This window comes from Ligilactobacillus araffinosus DSM 20653, from assembly GCF_001435375.1.
Taxonomy (GTDB): Bacteria; Bacillota; Bacilli; order Lactobacillales; family Lactobacillaceae; genus Ligilactobacillus; species Ligilactobacillus araffinosus.
The window spans coordinates 1-395 of the sequence record NZ_AYYZ01000027.1 but is presented as its reverse complement, the minus strand read 5'-3'; the positions used below and the strand labels follow the sequence as shown (position 1 = coordinate 395).

The window sequence follows — 395 nt, the reverse complement described above, 5'->3', positions numbered from 1 at the left end:
GAACCAATTCCGGAAGAAATCGGGGCTGAAATGGATATGCCAACGCAAAAAGTGCGAGACATTTTAAAGATTGCGCAAGAACCAGTTTCACTTGAAACGCCAATTGGTGAAGAGGATGATTCGCATTTGGGTGATTTCATTGAAGACCAGGATGCAACTAGTCCAGCTGATCACGCTGCTTATGAATTGTTGAAGGAACAGCTCAATGACGTCCTTGATACGTTGACTGATCGAGAAGAAAATGTTTTGCGGTTACGGTTCGGCCTTGATGATGGGCGGACCCGGACGCTTGAAGAAGTCGGAAAGGTCTTTGGCGTGACGCGGGAACGGATCCGGCAAATCGAAGCCAAAGCATTGCGGAAGCTGCGCCACCCATCACGGTCAAAGCAATTAAA

Annotated in this window: 1 protein-coding gene; it reads left to right on the top strand. The window is 48.1% G+C overall.

Annotated features, from left to right (window positions below):
* Nucleotides 1-395: sigma-70 family RNA polymerase sigma factor (locus tag FC64_RS04445; protein ID WP_202987262.1), on the top strand; the 395-nt coding region annotated here is incomplete at both ends.